This is a genomic window from Streptomyces sp. NPDC058534, assembly GCF_042717365.1.
Classification (GTDB): domain Bacteria; phylum Actinomycetota; class Actinomycetes; order Streptomycetales; family Streptomycetaceae; genus Streptomyces.
In genome coordinates, this window is record NZ_JBHXNW010000168.1 from 1 (window position 1) to 3,350 (window position 3,350).

General features: G+C 69.8%; 3 protein-coding genes and 1 pseudogene. All 4 read right to left on the minus strand.

The genetic code is table 11. The features are described 5' to 3' along the window. Window positions 1–398 (minus strand): ABC transporter permease (locus ACFWR9_RS42465; RefSeq protein WP_383852980.1); only part of this gene is annotated, 398 nt, incomplete at its 3' end. Beyond that, entirely contained in the window at window positions 385–1,212 is an 828-nt protein-coding gene (locus ACFWR9_RS42470) for an ABC transporter ATP-binding protein (RefSeq protein WP_383852983.1), read from the minus strand. The genes ACFWR9_RS42465 and ACFWR9_RS42470, both read right to left, overlap by 14 nt. 259 nt (window positions 1,213–1,471) lie before the next feature. Continuing rightward, a complete protein-coding gene (locus tag ACFWR9_RS42475) occupies window positions 1,472–2,578 on the minus strand; it encodes an ABC transporter substrate-binding protein (protein WP_383852986.1) in 1,107 nt (368 codons plus the stop codon). A 28-nt stretch (window positions 2,579–2,606) separates the two neighbouring features. After that, window positions 2,607–3,350: pseudogene (locus ACFWR9_RS42480) on the minus strand (hypothetical protein); the annotation flags it as partial.

The window sequence follows — 3,350 nt, forward strand, 5'->3', positions numbered from 1 at the left end:
AGGATCGGTCCGATGGCCGCGCGGACCACCTTCACCCGTGCCACCAGCAGTCCGAGGGGGGTGCCGATCAGCAGGGCGAGCAGGAAGCCGGAGAGGCCGCGCGAGACGCTGGTCCAGATGTAGCCGAGCAACTCGCCCCGCAGCCAGGCCTGGTGGACGACGTCCCACACGGCGGAGGGCGCGGGCAGCCGGGTCGGGTCGTCGACGATCTTGAAGGAGACCAGGGCCTGCCACATCGCGAGCACCAGCAGGACGGCGACGGTGGGCGGCAGGATCTTCTCCACGAAGGTCTGCCGCAAGGGGATACGGGTCCTGTGCCGGGTCTCCAGGGCGTCGAGGCCCGCTTCCAGGCCGGCGAGGTCGGCGTCACCCTTGAGGGAGGGGTCAGTGCTGGCCATGGCGGCGGATCTCCCCACGGAGTTCTTCGGTGATCTCGACGGAGAGTTCCGCCACGGCGGTGTCCTCGATGCGGCGCGGCTGCGGAATGCCGACGGTCCACTGGCGGGCGATGCGTCCGGGGCGGGAGGACAGCAGCACCACGCGTTCGGCGAGGCGGACGGCCTCGCGGACGTTGTGGGTGACGAACAGGACGGACAGCTGTGTCTCGCGCCAGATGCGGGTCAGTTCGTCGTGCAGCACGTCCCGCGTGATGGCGTCCAGGGCCGCGAACGGCTCGTCCATCAGCAGCAGTTTGCTCTCCTGGGCCAGTGCCCGGGCGAGTGCGACGCGCTGGCGCATGCCGCCGGACAGTTCGTGCACCCGCTTGCCGTGCGCGCCCTTGAGCCGGACGAGTTCGAGCAGCTCCTCCGCCTTCTCGCGGCGCTCGGTCTTGGGCACGCCGCGCAGTTTCAGGGCGAGTTCGATGTTCTTGCCGGCGGTGAGCCACGGGAAGAGGGCGTGTTCCTGGAACATGAGGGCCGGCCGCCCTTCCGTGGTGATCTCGCCGGTGCTGGGCTTGTCCAGGCCCGCGACCAGGTTGAGCAGGGTGGACTTGCCGCAGCCGGAGGCCCCCAGGAGGGTGACGAACTCGCCGGGTGCGACATCGAGGGTGATGTCGTCCAGCACGAGCTGCTGCCCGGCGGGGCCCGCGAAGGACTTCGAGACGTGCTGAATGCGGGCGGCGCGCGCGGTGGTCGCCGCGGTCTGCCCGGCGGTGGTGGCTGCGCCGGCCCGGGTGTCCTCGGCGACGGGCGTGGTCGTGGTCGTGGCCATGGTCGGTCGAACCTCCTGGTCCCTGGTCCTGGTCCCTGGGCATGATCGGAGCCGGCTGCCTAGGGCCTGTCTGACAATTCCCGTCGTCGCCCGGAGGGCGGCCTCGCGGCGTCAGGTGCGTGCTCTGGGGGTCCCCCCGGCCGGAGGCTGGGGGAGTGCCGGGCGTAGAGCCTCGTACTGGATGTACTTGGCTCTGCGCCCGGTGCGGCGAGAGTGCGTGCTTGGCGTCGCGAGGCAGACGGGAATTGTCAGACAGGCCCTAGTGCCGGCGACCGAGTCCGGCGTCGTCGACGGTGGGCTTGCCCTTGGCCTTGAGGACCTTGTTGAGCAGCGTGAGGTCGTAGATGCCGTTGAGGTCGGGCTGGTCGAGCAGGCCGGCCTTGACGGCGTGTTCGGCCTGGGCGTCGAGGGTGGCGGCCAGTGGGTCGTCGGTGAGCTGGATCGACTTCCACGCCGGGTCGAGGACATCGGCGGGCAGGGCCTTGCCGACGTCCTTCTCCAGCTGCTTGTTGGCGGCGGCCTTGGCCTCGGCCGGGTTGGCCTTGATCCACTCGTTGGTGTCGACCGAGGCCTTCAGTACCGCCTCGACGGCCTTGGGGTGCTCCTTGAGGAACTTCTGCGACACGATGATGTTCGTGATCACGAACTTCTTGTCCGGCCACAGCGTCGACTCGTCCAGCAGTACCTTGCCGCCCTCGGCGACCATCTTGGACGCGGTCGGCTCGGGCACCCAGGCGCCGTCCAGGGAACCGGACTTGTAGGCGTCGGGGGTGACCTTGTTGTCGCTGCGGACGACGGTCACGTCGCCCTTGCCGCTCTGCGCGTCGGTCTTCCAGCCCTGCTCGGCGATCCAGTTGAGGAACGCCACGTCCTGGGTGTTGCCGAGCTGCGGGGTGGCGATGCGCTTGCCCTTGACGTCCTTCAGCGACTTGATCTTGTCCGGGTTCACGACCAGCTTCACGCCGCCGGACGCGGATCCGCCGATGATCCGCAGGTTCTTGCCGCCGGACTTGGTGTAGCCGTTGATCGAGGGCGAGGGGCCGATCCAGCCGATGTCGATGGAGCCGGAGTTCAGCGCCTCGATCTCGGACGGGCCCGCGTTGAAGGTCGCGTACTTGGCCTCGGTGGCGCCCAGGGCCTTCTGGAAGAAGCCCTTCTGGTTGCCGACCAGCGGCGTGGCGTGGGTGACGTTGCCGAAGTACCCGATCCGGACGGAATCCAGACCGTCGACCTTCTGCGCACCGGAAGCGATCTTCGCCGTCCCCGAGTCCCGCGCCTGGGACCCGTATCCGCAGGCCGTGAGGGACAGCAGCGGCAGCGCGATCAGGCCCGCGACGGCGCGGAGCAGGGCGATGGTGGCAGGCACGGACGGATTCCTCTCGTTGGCCCGGCGCTCACGGTCGGCCGATGCGTGTGGCGAAGGATTCGCCGGCCATGCCGGCGGTGAGGGTGGTGCCGTCGCTGGGGTCGATGAGGATGAAGGACCCGGTGCGGCGGGAGTCGGCGTAGGAGTCGGCGGGCAGGGGTTCGGCGGTGCGGATGGTCACGCGGCCGATGTCGTTGGCGACGAGCTGTCCGGGATGCGGGTGCAGGGACAGGTCGTCCAGCGTGAGCCGGGCCGGGATGTCCTTCACGATCGCCTTGACGGTGCGGGTGCCGTGCTTGAGCAGTACCCGGTGGCCGACGGTGAGGGGGGCGTCGGCGACGTGGCAGACGGTGGCCTCGACGTCCTGGGAGGTGGCCGGGGCGTCCTTGCGCGGCACGATCAGATCGCCGCGGGAGACGTCGATGTCGTCCTCAAGGAGGAGCGTCACCGACTGCGGCGTCCAGGCCTCCTCGACCGGCACACCCAGCAGATCGATCCCGGACACCTTCGAGGTCCGGCCCGACGGAAGGACGGTGACCTCGTCGCCGACGCGGAAGGTGCCGGCGGCGATCTGCCCGGCGTAGCCGCGGTAGTCGGGATGCTCGGCGGTGCGCGGGCGGATCACGTACTGCACGGGCAGCCGGGCATGGCAGTGCGCCAGGTCGTGGCTGACCGGCACGGTCTCCAGGTGTTCCAGGACGGTGGGGCCGCCGTACCAGTCCATGACGGCGGAGGGTTCGACCACGTTGTCCCCGGCGAGCGCGGAGATCGG

Coding starts and splice junctions, on each gene's coding strand:
- ACFWR9_RS42470 (WP_383852983.1), bottom strand. CDS start 1,212: ATGGCCACGACCACGACCACGCCCGTCGCCGAGGACACCCGGGCCGGC.